This window comes from Streptomyces sp. NBC_01549, from assembly GCF_026339955.1.
In the GTDB taxonomy this organism is placed as follows: domain Bacteria; phylum Actinomycetota; class Actinomycetes; order Streptomycetales; family Streptomycetaceae; genus Streptomyces.
This window is the reverse complement of record NZ_JAPEPW010000001.1, coordinates 3,545,264-3,567,778: the sequence shown is the minus strand read 5'-3', so window position 1 is coordinate 3,567,778 and position 22,515 is coordinate 3,545,264. Positions and strand designations below refer to the sequence as shown.

Here is a 22,515-nt window from a genome sequence, read left to right as displayed (position 1 = left end):
GGGTCCGCCGCGCCGCTCGTGCCGTCCTTCGCGCCAAGATCCGTCATGTCTCCAGGATGACCCCGCACACCGACAACGGTCCGTAACCGTGACGCATCGATCACCGGGCGATCACTGGTCGACCGCCGGTCGATCACCTGCTGATCACCTGCCGATCGCCGGTCGATCGCGAGTCGATCACATGCCGCTCGCGGGCCGATCACCGACCGATCGCCGTCGGATTATGAGCTCGGCCCCAGAACCTTCCCAATACGATCACGAACTCTCATATAGTGACGTCGAATTAAGCAACCGGTGTCGCTTCTCGCCCAGGAACCTCGACCAGGAACTTCGCCCAGGACACGACCGAGGACACGATTCATGACCGCGCCCATCCCCTCCGGCGAACGACCCACCCTTCGCGCGACAGCCCCCGCGCCCCTGCTCACCGCCGCCCTGGCGGCGGTCGCGGTCGTCCTCGCCGTCTCCCTGGCACCTGACCCGGCACGCGTCGCCCTCGCCTGGGGCACGGGCACCGCCGCCGTGCTGCTGTGCGTAGCCGTCGCGGTCGCCACGCGCGCCACGCAGACCGCGAAACTCGCACGCCGCCGCCTCGACACCGTGGCCCAGGACGCCGGGCGGCTCCTGCAGGAACGCGCCCGCATGGCCGAGGAGTTCAACCAGGAGCGGTCCCGGGTCGCGGAGGAGTCCGCCCGCGACCGCGCGCGCCTGGCCGACGCCGACGCCCGCGAACGCGCCCTGCTCACCCAAGGGTTCGAGGAGGAGCGACACCGCCTCACCACCCGGATCGGCGAGGAGCAGCGGCGGTCCACGGAACTCGCCGAGGAGAACGCCCGGCTGACCGAGCGGGTGCGACAGGCGGGCAGGGACCGGGCCGCCGCGATCTCGGCCACCGCCAACGCCGCCGGGCGGATGCAGGCACTGTCCACCGGCATGCTCGCCGACCTGCGCGCCATGGAGGACAAGCACTCCGACGAGGACGTCCTCGCCGACCTTCTCCACCTCGACCACCGCACCGCTCAGGCGGGCCGCCTCGCCGACTCCGTCGCCGTCCTCGCGGGCGCCCGCTCCGGCCGGCGCTGGGCGCGCCCCATCGTCATGGAGTCGATCCTGCGCGGCGCCATGGGCCGCATCGGCGGCTACCAGCGGGTGCGCGTCCACTCCGCGAGCGACGCCGCCGTCGCCGGCCACGCCGCCGAGGGCGTGATGCACGCGCTCGCCGAACTCCTCGACAACGCCGCGAACTTCTCCCCGCCGACCGCCGAGGTCCACGTCTACGTCGAGGAGGTCCCGGCCGGTGTCATCGTCTCCGTCGAGGACAGCGGCCTCATCATGGGCGACGTCCAGCTGCGCCGCGCGGAACGCGCCGTCTCCGGGGACGCTGAGAACTCCACCGACCTCGGTGGCCTCAGCGGCACCCGGCTCGGCCTCGCGGTGGTCGGCAGGCTCGCCCGCAAGCACGGCCTGAAGGTGTCCTTCCGACCCTCCGCACGTGGCGGCACGGGCGTCCTGGTGCTCATCCCCCAGGACATCCTGAGCCAGCCCGCCGCTACCGCCCCGGCCACCCCGGCCGCGACGGAGCCCCAGGCCAAGCCCGCCGCGGCGACCCCGGCCGCCACCGAGGACCACTCCCTCGCCGAGCCGCGCCCCCAGGCGTCGTACGCCGCCGCCCGCGCCCCCGAGGACCTCGACCCGGACCCGGTCCCCACCCACGAGTCGCCCCGGCACGACACCGACACCCCGCCGAACGGCACCCCCACGATCGGCACCCCCACGACCGGCGGCCTCCCCAAGCGCCGCCGCGGCCGCACCCTCGCGCACGCCGAGCGCAGCCGCGCCCACCTCGCGAACCAGGCCGACTCCGAACCCCGTACGACCGACTCCAAGACCACCGCCGCCCGCTTCAGCAGCTTCCGCCAGGCCGTCCGGGGTACCGCGCCCGACCAGGCGGCGGTCCAGGGCACGGTGCCCGAGGACGAGGCCGTACGCGCCGCGGAAGACGCCGTACGCGCCGCCGAAGAAGCCGTACGGCGCGCGGCATCCGAAGACGCCGTAGCGGACGAATCCGAAAACGCCGCACGCGGCGAAGAAGCCGTACGGGACACCACCCCGGCGAATCCCTCGCACACCCCCTCGCATCCGGAAGGCGACCCCACTTCATGACCGGCACCACCACCGCCGACGAGAAGCTCTCCTGGCTCATCGAGGGCCTCCTCGAGCGCACCCCGGGCGCCCGGCACGCGCTCGTGCTCTCCCGGGACGGCCTGAAGCTGTGCCGCACTCCGGAGCTCACCGTCGACCGCGCCGACCAGCTCGCCGCGATCGCCGCCGGCATCCAGTCGCTGTCCCACGGCGCGTCCGTGGAGTTCGGCGACGGCACCGGGGGCGTGCGCTCGGCGATGACCGAGTTCTACGGCGGGGTCCTGTTCATCGTGGAGGCGGGCGACGGCGCCCACCTCGCCGTGGTCACCGCCGAGGACGCGGACGCCGGTCTGGTCGGGCACAACATGAGCGAGCTCGTGGAACAACTCGGCGAACACCTGAGCGCGCAGCCCCGGACGTCATGAGCCGTCCGGGCAGGGACGACGCGCCCGACCGGCTCTACACCCTCACCGGAGGGCGCAGCCGGTCCGCGCCCGACACCCCGTTCGACCTGGTGACACTCGTGGTCGCCGAGTGCGATCCGGCGGTGGGCATGCAGTCGGAGCACGCGGCGATCCTGCGGCTGTGCGAGCGGCCGACGGCGGTCGTGGAGATCGCCGCCGTGCTGAAGCTGCCGGTGTCCATCACCCGCATCCTGCTCTCCGACCTCCTCGCCGCGGGCCGCGTCAGCGCCCGTCACCCCCAGAAGGCCGCTCTTCCCGATCCCGACATCCTGGAGCAGGTGCTCGTTGGACTACGCAACCTCTGACGCGAGGACTCCCGCGGACGCTTCCGCGAACGCTTCGGCGAGCGCCGCCGCCAGGACTCCGCTGGACGCCACCGCCGACAACGGCCTGAAGATCGTGGTCGTCGGCGGATTCGGCGTGGGCAAGACGACCCTGGTCCGCTCGGTGAGCGAGATACGTCCGCTCAACACCGAGGAGACGATGACCCGGGCCGGCGAGGCCATCGACGACACCAGCGGGGTGCGCGGGAAGTCCGCGACCACCGTCGCCTTCGACTTCGGCCGCATCACGCTCGACGCCCGCAACGTGCTGTACCTGTTCGGCGCGCCCGGCCAGGAACGCTTCTGGTTCCTCTGGGACCGTCTCTTCTCCGGCACCCTCGGCGCGGTCGTCCTCGTCGACACCCGGCGCATCGACGACTCCTGGTACGCGATCGACCGCCTCGAACACCACGGCACCCCGTTCATCGTCGCCTGCAACGACTTCGGCGGCCCCACGCACACCCCCGACCAGATCCGCGAGGCCCTCGACCTCGACCCGCACGTCCCGCTCATCGACTGCGACGCCCGCTCCCGGGAGTCCAGCAAGCGGGTGCTGATCACGCTGGTCGAACATCTGAAGACCGTGTACGCCGCCCAGCGCGCCCAAAGCGTCCACCACCCCCACGGCACGCACGCCACTGTCAAATCAACGGAGTTGGCCCTGTGACCCCCGCCCCCGTGCCCCTTAACGGACCCCGGTTCCAGACCGAACCCGCCGAGCTGTACCGGGAGATGCGGCGCGACCACGGTGCCGTGACCCCCGTCGTCCTGGACGGCGACATCCCGGCGTGGCTGGTGCTCGGCTACCGCGAACTGCACCAGGTCACCGGCGACCCCGTGCTGTTCAGCCGCGACTCCGAGCTGTGGAACCAGTGGGACCGCATCCCCGACGACTGGCCACTGCTGCCGATGATCGGCCGCAGGCAGCCCTCGATCCTCTACACCGTCGGCGAACGCCACCGTGAGCGCGCCGCGATGATCAGTGACGCCCTCGAAGCCGTCGACCCCTCCGAACTGCGGGCCCAGGCGGAGAAGTTCGCCGACGAACTCATCGACGCGGCGTGCGCCAAGGGCGAGACGGACCTCATCGGGGACTACGCCGCCCTGCTGCCCGTCCGCGTCCTCGCCACGCTCTACGGCTTCGCCGAAGAACAGGGACCCGGTCTCGTCACCGCCCTCAACGACATGGTCAACGGCCGTGAGACCGCACTGGCCGGACAGCAGCACCTGGCCGGCTCCATGGCCCAGCTGATCGCCGACCGCAAGGCCGAGCCCGCGAACGACGTCGTGTCCCGCATGCTCGCGAACACGGCCGGCTTCACGGACGAGGAGATCATCCAGGATCTGATGGTCATGATGGCCGCCGGCCACCAGCCGACCGCGGACTGGATCGGCAACTCGCTGCGCCTGATGCTCACCGACGCACGCTTCGCCGCCTCCCTCTTCGGCGGCCGCAACAGTGTCGCCGAGGCCATGAACGAGGTCCTCTGGGAGGACACCCCCACCCAGAACGTGGCCGGCCGCTGGGCCTCCCGTGACACCCAGCTCGGCGGTCACCTCGTCCGCGCGGGCGATCTCCTGCTCCTCGGCCTCCAGGGCGCCAACTCCGACCCCCAGGTCCGCACGGACGGCTCCGCGCTCACCGGCGGCAACAACGCCCACTTCTCCTTCGGTCACGGGGAGCACCGCTGCCCGTTCCCGGCGCAGGAGGTCGCGGAGGTCATCGCGCGGACGGGGATCGAGGTCGTACTGGACCGCCTGCCGGACATCGACCTGGCGGTCCCGGCCGACTCCCTGACCCGGCGCCCCTCCCCGTGGCTGCGGGGTCTGACCGAACTTCCTGTGCGCTTCACCCCGACCCCGGCCCTCGGAGGCACCCCCGCATGACCAGTCGTATCGTCCTGGACCCGTTCGTGTCCGACCTGGACGGCGAAAGCGCTCGGCTCAGGGAGGCCGGCCCGCTGGCCGCCGTCGAACTGCCCGGCGGCGTACCGGTGTGGGCCGTCACCCACCACGCCGAGGCACGCGCCCTGCTCACCGACCCCCGGCTGGTCAAGGACATCAACGTCTGGGGCGCCTGGCAGCGCGGCGAGATAGCGCCCGACTGGCCGCTGATCGGGCTCGCCAACCCCGGCCGCTCCATGCTCACGGTGGACGGCGCGGACCACCGCCGGATGCGCACGCTGGTCGCGCAGGCGCTCACCCCGCGCCGGGTGGAACAGATGCGGGAGCGCATCACCAAACTGACGGAGGGTCTGCTCGACGGCCTGACGTCGGGCCCGGACGGCGTCGTCGACCTGAAAGCCGACTTCGCCTACCCCCTTCCCATGTACGTCATCGCCGACCTCATGGGCATCGAGGAGTCCCGGCTCCCCCGCCTCAAGGAACTCTTCGAGAAGTTCTTCTCGACGCAGACCCCGCCCGCGGAGGTCATCGCCACGCTGACGGAGTTGGCCGGCATCATGGCGGCGACGGTCGCCGCGAAACGCGCGGAGCCCGGCGACGACCTGACCTCCGCCCTGATCCTGGCCTCCGAGGACGGCGACCACCTAACCGACGAGGAGATCGTCTCCACGCTTCAGTTGATGGTCGCGGCCGGCCACGAGACGACGATCTCCCTGATCGTCAACGCGGTGGTCAACCTCTCCACCCACCCCGAGCAGCGCGCCCTCGTCCTCTCCGGCGAGGTGGACTGGTCGGCGGTCGTGGAGGAGACCCTCCGCTACGCGACCCCGACCTCGCACGTCCTGATCCGTTTCGCGACGGAGGACGTGCCCGTCGGCGACAAGGTGATCCCGGCGGGCGACGCCCTGATCGTCTCGTACGGCGCGATCGGCCGCGACGAGAACGCCCACGGTCCGTCCGCGGGGGACTTCGACATCACCCGCACCGTCGAGAACCGTCACATCTCCTTCGGCCACGGCCCGCACGTCTGCCCCGGTGCCGCCCTCTCCCGGCTGGAGGCGGGGGTCGCCCTCCCGGCCCTGTACGCCCGCTTCCCGGACCTGGACCTGGCGATCCCCGCGACGGAACTCCGCAACAAGCCGGTGGTAACCCAGAACGACCTGCACGAACTCCCCGTGCACCTGACCGTCGACTAGCCCCAGCCTTCCCTCGCCCCCGCCGCCCCTACCCGTCCCATCCCCAGGGGCTCCGCCCCTTCAACCCCACTGGGGGCTGCCGCCCCCAGACCCCCGCACCGGCCTGAACGGCCTCGCCCTCAAACGCCGGACGGGCTGAAGATGCGGGGCGAAGCCCCGCTTTCAGGGGCGCGGGGAACTGCGCGACCAGCCCCCACCCACCCGCAGCCGAAGAACGCACCCCGGGGATGGGTCGGGTAGGGGCGGCGGGGGCGGGGAAACGTGGCCGCCACCCCGTCTCACCCGCCGGACCACGTCTCCACCACGTTTCACATAACGGATACGCTCGCACCGTGGCTGATATCCAGATCCCCGCTGACATCAAGCCCGCCGACGGACGTTTCGGCGCGGGCCCCTCCAAGGTGCGCACGGAGGCGCTGGACGCGTTGGCCGCGACCGGTACCTCCCTGCTCGGCACCTCCCACCGCCAGGCCCCGGTCAAGAACCTGGTCGGCAAGGTCCGCGAAGGCGTGCGCGACCTGTTCTCGCTCCCCGACGGCTACGAGGTCGTCCTCGGCAACGGCGGCTCCACCGCCTTCTGGGACGTCGCGACCCACGGTCTGATCGACAACAAGTCCCAGCACCTCACCTTCGGCGAGTTCAGCTCCAAGTTCGCGAAGGCCGCCAAGCTCGCCCCGTGGCTCGCCGAGCCCACCGTCATCTCCTCCGACCCGGGCACGCACCCCGAGCCGACGGCCGAGGCGGGCGTGGACGTCTACGCCTACACCCACAACGAGACCTCCACCGGCGTCGCAGCCCCCCTCAAGCGCGTCAACGGCGCCGACGAGGGTTCCCTCGTTCTGGTGGACGCCACCTCCGGCGCCGGCGGCCTCCCCGTCGACATCGCCGAGACGGACGTCTACTACTTCGCCCCGCAGAAGTCCTTCGCCTCCGACGGCGGCCTGTGGATCGGCGTCTTCTCGCCCGCCGCCATCGAGCGCGCCGAGCGCGTCCACGCCTCCGGCCGTCACGTCCCGGAGTTCTTCAGCCTCCCCACGGCGATCGACAACTCCCGCAAGAACCAGACGTACAACACCCCGGCCCTCGCGACCCTCTTCCTGCTCAACGAGCAGCTGGAGTGGATCAACGGCCAGGGCGGTCTGGCATGGTCCACGGGCCGCACGAAGGACTCCTCGACCCGCCTCTACAGCTGGGCCGAGGAGAGCAAGTACGCGACCCCGTTCGTCGCCGACCCGACCAAGCGCTCGCAGGTCATCGGCACGATCGACTTCGCCGACGAGATCGACGCCGCCGCCGTCGCCAAGGTCCTGCGGGCCAACGGCATCGTCGACACCGAGCCCTACCGCAAGCTCGGCCGCAACCAGCTCCGTGTCGCGATGTTCCCGGCGATCGACCCGGCGGACGTCGAGGCGCTGACGAAGTGCATCGACTACGTGATCGAAAAGCTGTAGTCCTTACTCGCACGCACCTTCGCGTACACACTTTCGTACGCGGACGGGGGCGCCCGGCGCGGACAATCGCACCGGGCGCCCCTTTCTCATGCCGTACACGCACTCATGCCGTACGCGCGCTCACGTCGCCGTGCATGTCACTGTCGGCACGGACCCGCCCACCGCGAGGGCCCCGTTGTGATCGGCGCTCACGGCGGTGACGCTCGCCCCGGCGCAGTCTGGAGCCGCCTCGTCCGGACGAACAACAACGGCTGCGACTCCCATCAGGAGCATCTGCGGAAGTTCGGCGACTTCCAGAACACCCACAGTTCGGTCAACCTGCCGGCCGGACCGAAGCCGGCCCAGCACCTACTGATCCAGCCCGGCGGCACGCGGCTCGCGGGCCATGACTCGCGCGCTATGACTCGCGCGCTATGACTTGCGCAGCAGCCGCTTCATCCCGAAGAAGACCGCCAGGACGGCGGCGACGGCGAGCGCCCCCACCTTGGCGCCGGAGCTCATGCCCCCGCCACCGCCGCCGTCCGCCGACGAACCCCCTCCGTCGGAGGGGGACTTGGAGTCGGAGCCGCCGGGCGCCGAACCGGGCTGGACCGGACTGTCCTTGCCCTCGCTGCCGTACATGAGCTTGGACCCGTCGGCGGTGTACGTGATCGACTCCCCCTGCCCCTGAAGCGGCACGTTCAGCCGACCCTGCCGCTTCGGCTTCCCGTCGTTCCAGGCGTACGCGATCCCGCCGAAGTACCCGCGTACGGCGAGCTGTTTGCCGTCGGGCGAGAAGGCTCCGTCGGTGACCCAGAGGTCGATGGTGGCGACGGACCGGAAGATGTTGGTGCCCGACGTGGAGAGCCGGGCGGGGCCCTCGTACAGGTGGCCGCCGTCCTCGTTCTTGTCGGCGATGTAGACCCGTCCGGTCTTCGGATGGACCATCAGCGCCTCGGCGTTGCGGGGCCCGTCGGCGTACTTCACGACGTACTGCGTGGCCCGGATCGTCTGGTTCTTGAGCACCTTCGGCTCGGGCAGCTTGTAGATCCACACGTAGGACCACTTGCCGCCGAGGTTGTCGCCGATGTCGCCGACGTAGAGGTCGCCGTCGGGTCCGAGGGAGATGGCCTCGACGTCACGCGGCGCGCCCACCCCCTTCATGGTGATGGTGGCGACGGTCTCGCCGGTCCTGCTGTCGACGGCATAGAGGTACGGACCGTCGTCGCTGTCGTTGTGGGTCCAGTAGATGCCGGGGTGGAGGTGCGAGGCGGCGAGGCCGCTGGACTCGGTGATCCGGGGATCCTTGATCGTGAACCCCCCGTCCCCGCTGTCGGCGAGGGCGGGCGCCGGCAGCGCGAGGGCGAGGACGGCAGCGGCGGAGGCGGCTCCGGCGAGGAACGAGGGCGATCGGCGCATGGCCCAAGCCTCCCATCCCGGCGCCGCCGGAACCCGGATGCACCCACGAGGAACCGCCACCCCCGGCGTGTCCATCCTCACACCCCGCACCCCACACGACCCGTACTGATCACCCGCCCGATCATCCATGATGAGCGGATGCTCAGGTTCATGCCCGTCGGCGACTCCATGACGATCGGAAGCGCGGGCGAACACACGTGGCGTTACCGAATGTGGCAGCACCTGCGCGCGACGTACGCGGGCCCGTTCCGGATCGTCGGCCCGCGCGAGACGCTGTACGACAAGGCGACGGAGTCCCCCGACTCTTACGAGTACGCGGACCCGGACTTCCCGCGGGCCCACCTCGCGGGCTGGGGCGAGGGCTGGCAGCACATGGTGCCCCTGATCGGTGACGCGGTCCGCACCCACCGCGCGGACGTGCTCCTGGTCTCCCTCGGTCTGATCGACCTGGGCTTCTACACGAACGCCGTACAGACGGCGGCGAACGCCCGCGCCTTCGTCGCTGAGGCCCGCGCGGCGAACCCGCGTATCCACCTGGTCCTGCTCCCGGTGATACCGAACGTCCGCGCGGAGTCCGACGCCGCCTTCGCCGCCGAGGTCACCGCCTTCAACGAACTCCTGGCGAAGGTGGCGGCCGACCTGGACGAGCCCCGCTCCCCCGTCCTCCTCGCCTCCCCGCCCCCCGCCTACGACATCCACCACGACACGTACGACGGCACGCATCCGAACGCGACCGGCGAACACAAGATCGCGGAGGCCTTCGCGGAGGCGATGTACCAGGCCTGGGACCTGGGCGAGCCCTACTCGGCCTGATCGAGGTCGAGGTCGAGGTGAAGCATGCCCCGACGTAACCCGGTCACCGTGCGTATCGTTGTACCGCGCGGCTGCGCTCGACCGGGTTGCGGCCGGGGAGGAGCGCCACGATGACCGTCCTTGAAGACAGGATCGAGATGGCCGAGGAAAGCGGCGAACTGACTCTGGACGTCATGTTCGAGTGTCTCGAGAAGATGCCCATCCCCGAGGGAACGAAGGTCGAGATCGTCGGGGGGAACATCTTCATGTCACCGCAGCGGCAGCACCATTGGGAGATCATCCTCGACATCGTGGAGCAACTGCGTGGCAAGTACCCGCGCAAGCGACTGGCGTCGGACGTACGCATCGACTTCCCCGGAAACCTGAACGGTTTCGCCTGCGACGTGGCCGCGATGGCCGAGCGATCGGTGAAGGACAGCAAGGGCCGTTGGCGCTACCAGGACGTCGAGTTCGTGGCGGAGGTGATCTCCAAGGACACCGCCGCCAACGACTACGGCCCCAAGAAGCTCACCTACGCCCTCGCCGAGGTCCCCGTCTACCTCATCGCCGACCCCTACCAGGGCAGGTGTCACCTCTTCACCGAGCCCAAGCGCGGCGACTACACGGTCGAGACGAAGATCGTCTTCGGTGACCCCGTCGATCTCGCCACCACCGTGGTCGGCCTCACCCTCCAAACCGAAGAGTTCCCCCGCGACTGACCCGCCACGAGCGCATCTCCCTTGCCTAGAGCGCACTCCACGTCGTTGGCTAGGGACTCATGAAGTACACGCAGCTCGGACGCACGGGACTCAAGGTCAGCCGGCTCGTCCTCGGCACCATGAACTTCGGTCCGCAGACCGACGAAGCCGACAGCCACGCCATCATGGACGCGGCACTGGACGCGGGGATCAACTACTTCGACACCGCGAACGTGTATGGCTGGGGCGATAACAAGGGCCGTACCGAAGAGATCATCGGGAACTGGTTCGCGAAGGGCGGCGAGCGGCGCGACAAGGTCGTGCTCGCCACCAAGGTGTACGGGAACATGGCCGCCGACGGCGACGCCTGGCCCAACCACGACAAGCTGTCGGCCCTCAACATCCGACGGGCCGTGGACGCCTCCCTCAAGCGGCTCCAGACCGACTACATCGACGTCTACCAGTTCCACCACGTCGACCGCCGCACTCCCTTCGAGGAGATCTGGCAGGCCATCGACGTACTGGTGCAGCAGGGCAAGATCCTCTACGTGGGGTCCAGCAACTTCCCCGGGTACAAGATCGCCCAGGCCAACGAGATCGCCGCCCGGCGCGGCGGCACGATCGGTCTCGTCAGCGAACAGTGCCTCTACAACCTCGCCGAGCGGCGCGCGGAGATGGAGGTCATCCCGGCCGCGCAGGAGTACGGCCTCGGGGTCATCCCCTGGTCGCCGCTGCAGGGCGGACTGCTCGGCGGTGTCATCAAGAAGGAGGTCGAGGGCGGGCGCAGGGCGAGCGGCCGGGCCGCCGACTCCCTCGCCAACACCACCATCCGCGCGCAGATCCAGTCGTACGAGGATCTGCTCGACAAGCACGGGATCGAGCCCGGTGAGGCCGCCCTGGCCTGGCTGCTGACCCGTCCCGGCGTCACCGGCCCCATCGTCGGCCCGCGCACCGCCGAACAGCTCGACTCGGCCCTGCGCGCGGTCGAGCTGGAGCTGTCGGACGAGTTGCTGACCGGCTTGGACGAGATCTTCCCGGGGCCGGGCCCGTCCCCGGAGGCCTTCGCCTGGTAGGGCTCCCCAGGGGGCGCCCCACCGGGCGCCCCTCAAGGGGCACGCAGAACAGCGCGGCCGGCCACGCCCCGCCCGCAGACGGACAAGCGGCGCGGCATTCCGCTCACCCCGGCGGAGCGCTCCGGTCGGCTCTACTTGACCGCCGCCGCCAGCGCCACCACGACGAACATCAGCACGAGCACACCGGCCATGATTTGGTTTCGGGTCTTCGGGTTCACGCCCTTGAGGTTAACCGGCCGCCTCGAGGCGCCTTCAGCCGCCCGCCCCGTCCAGCGGCCAGCACGCCACCGTCTCGTAGCGCGGCTGCTCCCCCGGCACTCCTGACCTCGGCAGATTGCTGCGTACGAGACACAGTTCCCGGGCCGTCCAGTCCCGCCCGGCGAAGGCGTCCAGGGCCGTGACGTACGGGGCGAAGTCCACGGTGTCCCGGCTGCGGGCCAGCGTCAGATGCGGGCGGTAGCGACGGTGCTCCCCCATCTCGACGCCCACCTTCCGCGCCGCCGCCTCCGCCCGGTCGGCCAGCAGCCGCATCGTGGCGACGTCTCCCGACACCCCGGTCCACAGCGCCCGGCCGCCGAAGTGGCCGCCGCCGCGGAGGGCGAGGGGGATGGAGGGGGTGCGGTGGGCCGCGCGGGCCAGGCGGTCCGACAGGGGCTGGAGGAGTTCCTCCGCCACCTCGCCGTAGAAGGCGAGGGTGAAGTGCCAGCCGGGGCGGCCCGTCCAGCGCAGTCTGTCCGCGCCCGGCAGGCGGTGCAACTCGTCCACCACCACGCCGAGTTCATGGATCACGGCCTCCGGTGGCAGCACGGCCGCAAAGAGTCTCATGCACCTCACCCTTGCAGGGAATGGATCACCGGGCCACCTTCGCCCCCGATGAAGGACGGGGTTCCCTCGGCGCCCTCGTCACATCGCCGTGGCCAGTTGCTCCTTCTGCTTTCCCGCTTCCCTCGGTACGAAGCTGACCTGCGGGTGGCCCCGGTGCCAGCCCACCGACAGGCGCAGCCCGCCGACCCGGGCCAGGACCAGGCCGACGGTGGTCGCGGCGACGGCCGAGACCAGGCCGCCGAGGGCGAACCCGACCCGGGCGCCGTAGGCGTCGGTGACCCAGCCGACCAGCGGTGCTCCCAGGGGCGTACCGCCCATGAAGACCATCATGAACAGCGCCATCACCCGGCCGCGCATGGCCGGGTCGGTGCCCATCTGGACCGCGGTGTTCGCCGTGACGTTGACGGTGAGGCCGAAGGTTCCGATCGGGACCATGAGGAGGGCGAAGAGCCAGAAGGACGGGGCCAGGGCCGCCACCACCTCCAGGATGCCGAAGGCCATGGCCGCCGCGATCAGGACGCGCAGTCTCGCCGTGCCGCGGCGGGCGGCAAGCAGCGCGCCGGCCACCGAGCCGACCGCCATCAGCGTGTTGAAGAGGCTGTACCCGCCGGCGCCCGAGTGGAAGATGTCGTCCGCGTAGGCAGAGAGCCAGACCGGGAAGTTGAAGCCGAACGTGCCGATGAAGCCGACGAGGACGATCGGCCAGATCAGCTCCGGGTGGCCGGCGACATAGCGCAGGCCCTCGCGGAGCTGGCCCTTGCCGCGCGGCGCCCGCTCGACCGGGTGCAGCTCGCGGCCGCGCATCAGGAGCAGGCCGACGACGGGCGCCACGAAGGACAGGCCGTTGAAGAGGAACGCCCAGCCCGTGCCCACGCCGGTGATCAGGACGCCCGCGACGGCGGGGCCGACCAAGCGGGCGGACTGGAAGTTGGCGGAGTTGAGGCTGACCGCGTTCTGCAGCTGGCCCGGGCCGACCATCTCGGAGACGAAGGACTGGCGGGCCGGGTTGTCGACGACCGTGGCGAGGCCGACGGCGAAGGCCGCCAGATAGACGTGCCAGACCTGGACATGGCCGGAGAGGGTCAGGAAGGCGAGCACGAGGCCGGTGACGCCCATGGCGGTCTGGGTGGCCAGCAGGGTGGGGCGCTTGGGGAGGCGGTCGACGAGGACGCCGCCGTACAGCCCGAAGAGCAGCATCGGCAGGAACTGCAGCGCGGTGGTGATGCCGACCGCGGCGGAGGATCCGGTGAGGCTCAGGACCAGCCAGTCCTGGGCGATGCGCTGCATCCACGTGCCGGTGTTGGAGACGACCTGGCCGATGAAGAACAGCCGGTAGTTCCTGATCCTCAGCGAGCTGAACATCGAAGAGCGGGAGGGGCGGGGGGAGTTCTCGGGGGCGGGCGGGGAGTCGGGGGTGGCTGGTCCGGGGGCGGAAGGTATTCCGGATCCCGTACTCAAAGGGATTCGCCTCCTAGCGTTGGACGTCATCGCACGCGGGCGCGGCCGCGTCTGTCACGTGAGGTTCGGGCACGGCGGGGCGTGCGGGACAGTGCGCACGGCTGTCACGGCGTGCCCCTCGCGGTGCATGGGACACCGCGGTCGGCGCACACCCGGCGGCCTGCCGTGCGCGGCTGCGACCGCCGCGCGGCGCCCGCGCCGAAGTCGCGCCTGTCGCGCGTGCGCCCGGGCCGGGTGTGCGCCCCTGTCACAGTTGCGCGAGCTTCTCGAGGACGGGCGCGGCCTCGCGGACCTTCGCCCACTCGTCCTCGTCGAGGGCCTCGACCAGTCCGGCGAGGAACGCGTTCCGCTTGCGGCGGCTCTCCTCGAGCATCGCCTCGGCCTTGTCGGTCTGGGTGACGACCTTCTGGCGCCGGTCCTCGGGATGCGGCTCCAGCCTGACCAGTCCCTTGGCCTCCAGCAACGCGACGATGCGGGTCATCGACGGCGGCTGCACATGCTCCTTACGGGCAAGTTCGCCGGGCGTGGCGGTGCCACAGCGGGCGAGGGTGCCGAGCACCGACATCTCGGTGGGGCTCAGCGACTCGTCGACCCGCTGGTGCTTGAGTCGACGCGACAGCCGCATTACTGCGGAGCGCAGGGCGTTCACGGCGGCAGCGTCGTCGCCATGGGTGAGGTCAGCCATGTCTTTAGGGTAACTCATTACCCTCTCTAAAGAGCCACAGGATGCCCGTGACGCGGGCCACTGAACCTTTACGTCACCCATATGAGTGAGTCGCCTCCAGAAAGTGACCCATTCCCCGCCGGGCTCCCGCGACCCTCGACTCCATGGGGACCAGCGTGCTCAGCCTGCGGATAGACGGGGAGCTGCTCGACCGGCTCCGACACCACGCCGCCAAACGCGGAATGAGCGTCCAGGACTATGTCGTCCGGACGCTGATTCGCGATGACTTCGACGAGCGGTTCCAGACCGCCGTCGAGGAGACGGAGAAGTTCTACGGGGTGACGTCAGACCCCGCGGGGCCGCTCGCGTGAGCCCCGGTGGGGCCGCTTACGTCAGGCCCAGGGCCGGCATCAGGTAGTAGAAGCCGAACACCGCCGAGACGACGTACATCGCGACCGGGATCTCCCGGGCCCGGCCGGCGGCCAGGCGCAGCACGACGAAGGTGATGAAGCCCATGCCGATGCCGTTCGTGATCGAGTAGGTGAACGGCATCATCATCATCGTCACGAAGGCCGGGATGGCGATCGTGTAGTCCGCCCAGTCGATCTCCTTGACCGAGTGGGACATGATCAGGAAGCCGACCGCGATGAGCGCGGGCGTGGCGGCCTGGGACGGGACCATCGTGGCGACCGGGGTGAGGAACAGCGCCACGGCGAAGAGCGCACCGGTGACGACGTTCGCAAAGCCTGTGCGGGCGCCCTCGCCGACGCCCGCCGTGGACTCCACGAAGCAGGTGGTGGCGGAGGAGGAGGTCGCGCCGCCCGCGGCAACCGCGATGCCGTCGACGAAGAGGACCTTGTTGATGCCGGGCATGTTGCCCTGCGCGTCGGTCAGCTTGGCCTCGTCGCTGATGCCCATGATCGTGCCCATCGCGTCGAAGAAGGTCGACAGCAGCACGGTGAACACGAAGAGGGTGCCGGTCAGCACGCCGACCTTGTCGAAGCCACCGAAGAGACTGACCTTGCCGACGAGACCGAAGTCCGGGGTGGCGACCGGGTTGCCCGGCCACTTCGGGGTGGTCAGACCCCAGGACGGGATCTTGGCGACAGCGTTGATGATCACCGCGACGACCGTCATCGTGACGATCGAGATCAGGATCGCGCCGGGCACCTTGCGCACCATCAGCGCGAGGGTGAGCAGCGTGCCGAGGATGAAGACCAGGACGGGCCAGCCGTTGAGGTGGCCGTCGGCGCCGAGCTGGAGCGGCACGGTCGTCTGCGCGATGTCCGGGATGCGCGTGACGAAGCCGGAGTCGACCAGGCCGATCAGCATGATGAACAGGCCGATACCGATCGCGATGCCCTTGCGCAGGCCCAGCGGCACGGCGCTCATGACGCGCTCGCGCAGACCCGTGGCGACAAGGAGCATCACGATGAAACCGGCCAGTACGACCATGCCCATCGCGTCCGGCCAGGACATCCGCGGGGCGAGCTGGAGGGCGACGACCGTGTTCACACCGAGGCCCGCCGCCAGCGCGATCGGCACGTTGCCGATGACGCCCATGAGCAGCGTGGTGAAGGCCGCGGTGAGAGCGGTCGCGGTGACCAGCTGACCGTTGTCCAGGTGGTGCCCGTACATGTCCTTCGCGCTGCCCAGGATGATCGGGTTCAGCACGATGATGTAGGCCATCGCGAAGAAGGTGGCGAAACCGCCGCGGATCTCGCGGGGCAGCGAGCTGCCGCGCTCGGAGATCTTGAAGTAGCGGTCTAGCGCACCCTGCGCGGGGCCGGGCCCCGGCTGTTCCGGGGCGGGGGCCTTGGTGGTGGCCGAGGTGGACATGGATGACCTCATACGTGCGGGGCCTTGCGGGCCAGGACTGGCGCCGGGCGGGGACGGCGCCGGGCTGGGGGAAACATGATCGAGTCTGGCCGCCGCTCGATCACCAACAGGTTTCTCAGATGTTTCTGTTGGAGTTTCGTACGAACAGAAGGAGCCAGACTCAGACCGTTTCAGTATGAACATATGAGTCCGAAATCGCTATCTCCGCGCGTAGACCGTTGGTATACAAGGGGCCGCACGGGTCTGGCGAAGCCGGAGTGGACAGCCTCGTAAGCTGTGTCCATGGCGAAGTGGACCCCCAAGCACGAGGCGCCGGAGCCCCTGGAGGGCCCCGTCGTCGCCACCATCACGGGCGGCACGATCCTCTGGTTCGTCCTCTTCCTGGTGCAGCTGCCGTTCTACGGCTGGTTCGACGACCACGGGCACGTGTGGTGGCTGTGGACCTGCCTGGCCGGCGCGGGCCTCGGCCTGATCGGCATCTGGTACGTCCGCGGGCGCGACGCCGCCCTCAAAAAGGCCGCCGCCGAAGCGGAGCGGTCCTCGTCCGCCACGGCGGAGTAACCGCCCTCCGCTGCTGCGGAGCGACCAGCTCCCCCTACAACCACGGCATCACTCACCGCCGCCCCGGTCCTCCCCTGGTCGGATCTTTGGGGCACTCGGCGGGTGGAGCCGTATTTCCGCACGTACCGTCGAATGCATGACGCACATCGACGCGGGCGCCGAACTCGATCCTGTGCACCCCGTACCCCTGCCCGCCCCCAAACGGGCCCCGGGGCTGTCCGCCGCCGAAGTGGCCGAACGGGTCGCCCGCGGCGAGGTCAACGACGTCCCCGTGCGCAGCAGCCGCTCCATGGGCGAGATCGTCCGCGCCAACGTCTTCACCCGGTTCAACGCGATCATCGGTGTGCTCTGGCTGATCATGCTGTTCGTGGCGCCGTTCCAGGACAGCCTGTTCGGGTACGTGATCATCGCCAACACCGGGATCGGCGTCATCCAGGAGTGGCGGGCCAAGAAGACCCTGGACTCGCTCGCGGTGATCGGCGAGGCGAAGCCGACGGTCCGCAGGGACGGGGTCGCCGGCGAGGTCAGTACGTCGGAGATCGTGCTGGGCGACGTGATCGAGATCGGACCCGGGGACAAGATCGTCGTGGACGGCTCGTGCGTCGAGGCCGACGGTCTGGAGATCGACGAGTCACTGCTCACCGGTGAGGCGGACCCGGTGGTCAAGCACCCCGGCGACGAGGTGATGTCGGGCAGCTTCGTGGTCGCGGGCGGCGGCGCGTTCACCGCGACGAAGGTGGGCCGGGAGGCGTACGCGGCGCAGCTCGCCGAGGAGGCGTCCCGGTTCACCCTCGTCCACTCCGAGCTGCGCAGCGGTATCTCCACGATCCTCAAGTACGTGACGTGGATGATGATCCCGACCGCGATCGGTCTGGTCATCAGCCAGCTCGTGGTCAAGCAGCACGGCTTCAAGGACTCCATCGCCCGTACGGTCGGCGGGATCGTCCCGATGGTCCCCGAGGGCCTGGTCCTGCTCACCTCCGTGGCCTTCGCGATCGGCGTCATCCGGCTTGGCCGGAAACAGTGCCTCGTGCAGGAACTCCCCGCCATCGAGGGCCTCGCCCGCATCGACACCGTCTGCCTCGACAAGACCGGCACCCTCACCGAGGGCGGCATGGACGTCAGCGAGCTGCGGCTGCTCCAGGGCGCCGACGAGACGTACATACGCAAGGCCCTCGGGGCACTCGGCGAGTCCGATCCGCGGCCGAACGCCTCCCTCCAGGCGATCATCAACTCCTACCCGGACAGCGAGGACTGGCGCTGCACCGAGTCGCTGCCGTTCTCCTCGGCCCGCAAGTACAGCGGGGCCTCCTTCAGCGAGGGGAACGGGGAATCCAGCACGTGGCTCCTTGGCGCCCCGGACGTGCTGCTGCCCGACGGGGACCCGGCGCTCGCCGAGACCGAGCGGCTGAACGAGGACGGGCTGCGGGTGCTGCTGCTCACCAAGGCCTCGAAGGACCTCGACGACCCCGAGGTCACGCGGGCCGCGCGGCCCGCCGCCCTGGTGGTCCTGGAGCAGCGGCTGCGCCCGGACGCGGCCGACACCCTGCGCTACTTCGCCGAGCAGGACGTCAAGGCGAAGGTCATCTCCGGCGACAACGCGGTCTCGGTGGGCGCGGTGGCCGGGAAGCTCGGCCTGAGCGGTGCGGTCGTGGACGCGCGCCACCTTCCCGACGAGAAGGAGGAGATGGCGAAGTCGCTGGACAAGGGCACGGTGTTCGGGCGGGTCACCCCGCAGCAGAAGCGGGACATGGTGGGTGCGCTGCAGTCGCGCGGCCACACGGTCGCGATGACGGGCGACGGCGTGAACGACGTGCTCGCCCTGAAGGACGCCGACATCGGCGTGTCCATGGGCTCGGGCTCGGAGGCGACCCGGGCGGTGGCCCAGATCGTGCTGCTCAACAACAGCTTCTCGACACTGCCCTCGGTGGTCGCGGAGGGCCGACGGGTCATCGGCAACATCACCCGCGTCGCGACCCTCTTCCTCGTGAAGACGGTCTACTCGGTGCTGCTGGCCATCCTGGTGGTGTGCTGGCGGGTCGAGTACCCCTTCCTGCCCCGGCACCTGACCCTGCTGTCCACCCTGACGATCGGCATCCCGGCGTTCTTCCTCGCGCTCGCCCCCAACACGGAGCGGGCGAGACCGCACTTCGTACGGCGGGTCATGCGGTACTCGATCCCCGGGGGCGTGGTCGCGGCGGTCGCCACCTTCGTCACGTACCTGGTGGCCCGTCATCACTACACCGGTCCCGGCGAGTTGGACGCGGAGACCAGCGCCGCCACGCTGACGCTGTTCCTGATCTCGATGTGGGTGCTGGCGATCATCGCCCGCCCGTACACCTGGTGGCGCATCGCCCTGGTGGCCTCGATGGGCCTGGCGTTCCTCGTCGTACTGATCGTGCCGTGGCTCCAGCACTTCTTCGCGCTGAAGCTGGTGGGCGTCCAGATGCCGTGGATCGCGGTGGGCATCTCGGTGGTGGCGGCGGCCACCCTGGAGTTCCTGTGGAGATGGGTGGACCGCCGCTTCCCGGCGTGAGCCGTGCCGGCAGGTACGACGGGTACTACTTCACGTCGACGTAGTCACCCGTGGCGCTGACGGCCGGGGTGGTCGTGGTGCCCGCGAAGCTGAAGCGCCAGTAGCCGTCGTAGTTGGCGGTGGTGGTGGCCTTCAGGTTTCCGTACGAGTCCGAGTACACCGTCTTGATCGTGGTGTACGTGCTGGTGCCCGCCTTGCGGAACTGCAGCTTGACGGGCTGGTTGGTGAAGCCCTTGTAGGTGTTGGTCTCCCAGTTGGCGCGGGTCAGCTTGCCGGTGGCGGTCAGGGTCTTGCCCTTGTAGACCGGCTCCGGGGTCGCGTTGACGGTCAGCTTCGAGTAGCGCTGCACCTTCGTGGTGCCCAGGCCGCCCTGCTCGGCGTAGCCGACCTTGCTGAGGTCGAAGGTGGAGCTCTCCGGGTCCTGCCCGTTGTACGCGATGGCGAAGGCACCCGCCGACCAGGTGCCGGCGTCGGAGTTGAGCAGATCGCCGTCGGCCGGGTGGATGTCGACGTTGCCCTTGCAGCTGGCCGTGGTCGACGAGGTGACGGTGCAGGTCGCCGGGTTATCACCCAGGAGGAAGTTGTCCGGCGAGTCGTACGAGCCCTTGTAGATCTCGGGGCTGGAGAAGAAGTCACTCGCGGTGATGTCGACGTCGCTGCCGTGCGTGAGCGTGTACGTCACCGGGACGGCGACGTGGTTGGTGGTACCGACCTTGATCGCGCTGCCGATCTTCAGGTTGGAGAAGGTGACGTTCAGGGCGTACGGGGCGGCGTCCGCGGCAGTGGTGGCGGTGAACGCGGTCTTGCCGGAAGCGGACTGCGCGGACGCGGAGTGCGCGGCTTCCAGGACCTTGGCGACGTCCGCGCGGTAAGAGGCGGCGGAGTCGGCGGCGTGCGCGGCCGGCACGACGAACGCGGACAGGGCCAGGGCGCCGGAGACGGCGGCCACAGTGGCTCGAATGTGCATGCGATCCCCAAGTGGAGAAAGGGGCCCCGACAGTGTTCGTTCCTCACGGTTCGTCTTCACATGGGGCCCAAGTGATCATTGAGTCTGTTGACTCGGCTGATCAGATCCGTTACAGAGGTGAATGGTTGTACCAGTGATGAAAAGTTTGTACGCGCATGACCTAAGGCACAGCCCGCGGCGTGCCGGGTCCTCCCGGCGCGCCGCGGGACGGTGATGGACCGTCTTACTGCACGTCGACGTAGTCACCCGTGGCGTTGACCGCCGGGGTGGTCGAGGTTCCCGCGAAGGAGTAACGGAAGGTGCCGTCGACGGACGCCGTGACCGTCGTCTTCAGCGCACCGGTGGTGGACGTCTTGATCGTCTTGACCGTGGTGTAGGCGGTCGCGCCCTTCTTCTTGAACTGCAGCTTCACCGACTGAGTGCCGTAACCGGCGTACTTCCCGGTCTCCCAGTTCGCGCGCGTCAGGGCACCGGTGACCGTGATGGTCTTGCCCTTCTTCACCGGCTCCGGGGCCGCGTTGACCGTCAGCTTGGACAGACGCTGGAGGTAGAAGTTGGCGGCCGCCGGGTCCTTCACAGCGACACCGATCTTGGACGGGTCGGCCGGGGTGGTCTGGTTCTGCCCGTTGTACGCCACCGCGAACGCGGCCGATTTCCAGGTGCCGGCGTCCGAGTTGATGAGCTCCAGCGGGTCGATGGAGACGGTACCGGTGCAGGTGGCGGTGGTCGTCGTCTTGACGGTGCACGCGGCCTTGGTGCCGACGATGTCCCAGTCGTTGCTTTCGAACGACGCGCCCTTGTACAGGTCGATCGAGGTCACGAAGTCGCTGGCGGTGACATTGACGTCCGCGCCGTGGGTCAGGGTGTAGGAGAAGGGCACCTTGACGGTGTTGGTGGTGCCGACCACGATGCTCTTGCCGTTGTTGACCTTCACGGCCGAGAAGGTGGCGTTGAGGGCGTACGGGTCGCCGTCTACGGTCGCGGTGAACGCGGACTTGCCTGAGTGCTGCTGCGCCGCGGTCTGAGCGGCCTTCACGACGGAGTCGTGGTGGAACGAGGTACCCGCGGCGTGCGCGGCCGGCGCAACGAAGGCGGAGAGGGCCAGGGCGCCGGAAACGGCAGCCACGGTGGCGCGAATGCGCATGCGATCCCCAAGTGGAGAAAGGGGCCCCGGTGGTGAGTGGTCGTTCCTCACGGCTCGTCTTCCCTTGGGGCCCAAGTGAAGGTGGAGTCTCTTGACTCGAGTGATCAGATCCGTGACGCGAGCGAATGGTTGTACGAGTGATGAAAAATTTGTGCGTACACGGCCGAGATCACAGCCTGCGGCGCAGTCGGGTCCTCCCGGCCCGCGCCGCGTAACGGTGAGGGACCGTCTTACCGCACGTCGACGTAGTCACCCGTGGCGTTGACCGCCGGGATGGTCGTGGTCCCCGCGAAACTGTAGCGGCAGGCACCGTCGACGGACGCCGTGACCGCCGTTCCAACACACCGGCGGTGGACGTCTTGACCGTGCTGTACGCGGTCGCGCCCTTCTTCTGGAACTGCAGCTTCACCGACTGATTGCCGTAACTCGAGTACTTGCCGGCATCCCAGTCGGCACGGGCCAGCGCACCCGTCACTGTGATGGTCTTGCCCTTCTTCACCGGCTCCGGAGCGGCGTTGACCGTCAACTTCAAGTAGCGCTGGATCAGGGTGGTGCCGAGGCCCCCTGGTCGGCGTAGCTGATCTGGGAGAAATCCGGGTTGCTGCTGTTCTGCCGGCCGTTCCCGTCAATCGCCAGGGCGCCAGCGCTCCAGGAGACCGCGTCCGAGTTGAGCGGATCGCCGTCGGCCACCGCAGGCGGTGCACAACCCCGAACCGTGTCTGGCGGTTGGCCGGGACCGGTGCTCCGAACGCCCGCGGGCAGGTGATCGTGGACATCGATGGTGTGCTGATGCTGGCCCACTCCGATCGAAAACACGCCAACCCTACTCTTCGCCTCCTCGCCGCCCACATCGGTGAACCGCAAAAGAAACACAGGATTTCCAAGGGTGCAGAGAGGCTCTGTGCCCCGTGCAGCCGGTCGTCGATCACAGGTGACTTCACGCCATCTCCTGTCGGCGGGGAGGAAAGTCCTTGCTCAGGGCGCATGACACCTGCCTAAAGTGGCGCGCGCTTGACCGGATCTTGACCAAGCCGTCAGCGCTCAGTTCAAGCCAGCGACCAGGGGAACGACGTCGCCGC

General features: G+C 69.4%; 21 protein-coding genes and 1 pseudogene. 13 read left to right on the top strand and 9 right to left on the bottom strand.

The window, feature by feature from the left end:
* Positions 1-360 precede the first annotated feature (360 nt).
* The 7 genes from OG819_RS15955 to serC all read left to right on the top strand — a co-directional run bounded on the left by OG819_RS15955 (position 361) and on the right by serC (position 7,481).
* A complete protein-coding gene (locus OG819_RS15955) occupies positions 361-2,163 on the top strand; it encodes an ATP-binding protein (RefSeq protein WP_266649980.1) in 1,803 nt (600 codons plus the stop codon).
* On the top strand, positions 2,160-2,567 hold the full coding sequence (locus tag OG819_RS15950; RefSeq protein WP_054235659.1) for a roadblock/LC7 domain-containing protein: 408 nt from the start codon (positions 2,160-2,162) through the stop codon (positions 2,565-2,567). Before OG819_RS15955 ends, OG819_RS15950 begins: the two co-directional genes overlap by 4 nt.
* Positions 2,564-2,911, top strand: a complete 348-nt coding sequence (locus tag OG819_RS15945; RefSeq protein WP_067371922.1) for a DUF742 domain-containing protein — start codon at positions 2,564-2,566, stop codon at positions 2,909-2,911. Before OG819_RS15950 ends, OG819_RS15945 begins: the two co-directional genes overlap by 4 nt.
* Before the next feature lie 61 nt (positions 2,912-2,972).
* Positions 2,973-3,596, top strand: a complete 624-nt coding sequence (locus OG819_RS15940; protein WP_266652702.1) for an ATP/GTP-binding protein — start codon at positions 2,973-2,975, stop codon at positions 3,594-3,596.
* 65 nt (positions 3,597-3,661) lie between these two features.
* Positions 3,662-4,816: a cytochrome P450 gene (locus OG819_RS15935; protein ID WP_266652701.1), complete on the top strand. Its 1,155-nt coding sequence runs from the start codon at positions 3,662-3,664 to the stop codon at positions 4,814-4,816.
* Complete coding sequence (locus tag OG819_RS15930; RefSeq protein WP_266649978.1) at positions 4,813-6,030, top strand: cytochrome P450; 1,218 nt, start codon at positions 4,813-4,815, stop codon at positions 6,028-6,030. The genes OG819_RS15935 and OG819_RS15930 overlap by 4 nt, the downstream gene beginning before the upstream one ends.
* 332 nt (positions 6,031-6,362) lie before the next feature.
* Positions 6,363-7,481 (top strand): phosphoserine transaminase, encoded by a 1,119-nt coding sequence (serC, locus tag OG819_RS15925; RefSeq protein WP_266583333.1) that lies wholly within the window; start codon positions 6,363-6,365, stop codon positions 7,479-7,481.
* A 411-nt stretch (positions 7,482-7,892) separates the two neighbouring features.
* Here the strand turns inward: serC and OG819_RS15920 are convergent, their stop codons facing one another.
* The gene (locus tag OG819_RS15920; protein WP_266649976.1) at positions 7,893-8,879 is read right to left on the bottom strand and encodes a WD40 repeat domain-containing protein; all 987 of its coding nucleotides are present in this window, start codon (positions 8,877-8,879) and stop codon (positions 7,893-7,895) included.
* Between the two features lie 138 nt (positions 8,880-9,017).
* On the opposite strand from OG819_RS15920, the gene OG819_RS15915 reads away from it, so the two are divergent.
* The 3 genes from OG819_RS15915 to OG819_RS15905 all read left to right on the top strand — a co-directional run bounded on the left by OG819_RS15915 (position 9,018) and on the right by OG819_RS15905 (position 11,442).
* On the top strand, positions 9,018-9,692 hold the full coding sequence (locus OG819_RS15915; protein WP_266649974.1) for an SGNH/GDSL hydrolase family protein: 675 nt from the start codon (positions 9,018-9,020) through the stop codon (positions 9,690-9,692).
* 110 nt (positions 9,693-9,802) lie between these two features.
* On the top strand, positions 9,803-10,390 hold the full coding sequence (locus OG819_RS15910) for a Uma2 family endonuclease (protein ID WP_266625749.1): 588 nt from the start codon (positions 9,803-9,805) through the stop codon (positions 10,388-10,390).
* A 59-nt stretch (positions 10,391-10,449) separates the two neighbouring features.
* Complete coding sequence (locus OG819_RS15905) at positions 10,450-11,442, top strand: aldo/keto reductase (RefSeq protein ID WP_266433448.1); 993 nt, start codon at positions 10,450-10,452, stop codon at positions 11,440-11,442.
* 252 nt (positions 11,443-11,694) lie between these two features.
* On the opposite strand, the gene thpR is transcribed toward OG819_RS15905, so the two are convergent.
* The 3 genes from thpR to OG819_RS15890 all read right to left on the bottom strand — a co-directional run bounded on the left by thpR (position 11,695) and on the right by OG819_RS15890 (position 14,410).
* Positions 11,695-12,267 (bottom strand): RNA 2',3'-cyclic phosphodiesterase, encoded by a 573-nt coding sequence (gene thpR / locus OG819_RS15900; RefSeq protein ID WP_266625753.1) that lies wholly within the window; start codon positions 12,265-12,267, stop codon positions 11,695-11,697.
* A gap of 78 nt (positions 12,268-12,345) precedes the next feature.
* Complete coding sequence (locus tag OG819_RS15895) at positions 12,346-13,629, bottom strand: MFS transporter (RefSeq protein ID WP_266625754.1); 1,284 nt, start codon at positions 13,627-13,629, stop codon at positions 12,346-12,348.
* 343 nt (positions 13,630-13,972) lie between these two features.
* Complete coding sequence (locus OG819_RS15890) at positions 13,973-14,410, bottom strand: MarR family winged helix-turn-helix transcriptional regulator (RefSeq protein WP_054235179.1); 438 nt, start codon at positions 14,408-14,410, stop codon at positions 13,973-13,975.
* Between the two features lie 143 nt (positions 14,411-14,553).
* Between OG819_RS15890 and OG819_RS15885 the strand changes: the two genes are divergently transcribed.
* Positions 14,554-14,760, top strand: a complete 207-nt coding sequence (locus OG819_RS15885; RefSeq protein WP_266433440.1) for a ribbon-helix-helix protein, CopG family — start codon at positions 14,554-14,556, stop codon at positions 14,758-14,760.
* Between the two features lie 16 nt (positions 14,761-14,776).
* Here OG819_RS15885 and OG819_RS15880 read toward each other — a convergent pair whose 3' ends face one another.
* Entirely contained in the window at positions 14,777-16,228 is a 1,452-nt protein-coding gene (locus OG819_RS15880) for an NCS2 family permease (RefSeq protein WP_266625757.1), read from the bottom strand.
* 282 nt (positions 16,229-16,510) lie between these two features.
* Between OG819_RS15880 and OG819_RS15875 the strand changes: the two genes are divergently transcribed.
* Entirely contained in the window at positions 16,511-16,789 is a 279-nt protein-coding gene (locus tag OG819_RS15875) for a DUF2530 domain-containing protein (protein WP_266583352.1), read from the top strand.
* Positions 16,790-16,925: 136 nt separating this feature from the next.
* A complete protein-coding gene (locus OG819_RS15870; RefSeq protein ID WP_266649968.1) occupies positions 16,926-19,325 on the top strand; it encodes a cation-translocating P-type ATPase in 2,400 nt (799 codons plus the stop codon).
* Between the two features lie 25 nt (positions 19,326-19,350).
* Here OG819_RS15870 and OG819_RS15865 read toward each other — a convergent pair whose 3' ends face one another.
* The 4 genes and pseudogenes from OG819_RS15865 to OG819_RS15850 form a co-directional block, all read right to left on the bottom strand.
* Positions 19,351-20,292, bottom strand: a complete 942-nt coding sequence (locus OG819_RS15865; protein WP_266649966.1) for a hypothetical protein — start codon at positions 20,290-20,292, stop codon at positions 19,351-19,353.
* A gap of 223 nt (positions 20,293-20,515) precedes the next feature.
* Entirely contained in the window at positions 20,516-21,436 is a 921-nt protein-coding gene (locus OG819_RS15860; RefSeq protein ID WP_266649964.1) for a hypothetical protein, read from the bottom strand.
* 230 nt (positions 21,437-21,666) lie between these two features.
* Positions 21,667-21,980 (bottom strand): annotated as a pseudogene (locus OG819_RS15855) (calcium-binding protein); the annotation flags it as partial.
* Positions 21,980-22,300: a hypothetical protein gene (locus OG819_RS15850; protein ID WP_266649963.1), complete on the bottom strand. Its 321-nt coding sequence runs from the start codon at positions 22,298-22,300 to the stop codon at positions 21,980-21,982. The pseudogene OG819_RS15855 and the gene OG819_RS15850, both read right to left, overlap by 1 nt.
* Positions 22,301-22,515 lie beyond the last annotated feature (215 nt).